The organism is Pseudomonas sp. PS02290 (genome assembly GCF_029960075.1).
GTDB lineage: Bacteria > Pseudomonadota > Gammaproteobacteria > Pseudomonadales > Pseudomonadaceae > Aquipseudomonas.
In genome coordinates this window covers 1-339 of record NZ_JASCOY010000237.1, presented here as the reverse complement: position 1 = coordinate 339, position 339 = coordinate 1, and the positions used below count along the sequence as shown (strand labels likewise).

General features: G+C 59.9%; 1 protein-coding gene. It reads right to left on the bottom strand.

The genetic code is table 11. From position 1 onward, the window contains the following. The coding region (locus QMX88_RS29965) for a hypothetical protein (protein WP_282373745.1) at positions 1–339 on the bottom strand (339 nt) is incomplete at both ends.

Here is a 339-nt window from a genome sequence, read left to right as displayed (position 1 = left end):
TGATGCTGGTGGTTTTCGAGTTCTTTGTCGTACCCGTCTGAACCAGGCTGTAGCGCACCACCGCCGAGCCGCCTGCGATGGCTTTCAGGTCGGCGTTTGGAATGACGAAGGTGGCGCGATCAAAGCCGGGGTCGATGACCGTGATGGGCAGCAATGTCAGTTCGATGATAGTCGTCGGCGTTTTGCCAACCCATTTGAGGGTGACCGTATAAGACGTGCCGTCCCCGACAAAAGCGGGGATGAGCACATGACCGTCGCTCTCGCCCAGCGCTTCGAGGTCCAGCACCATGGTGGTTTGATTGGCCTCCTGCACGCGAGGTGCCGCCAGCGCGTTGGGAT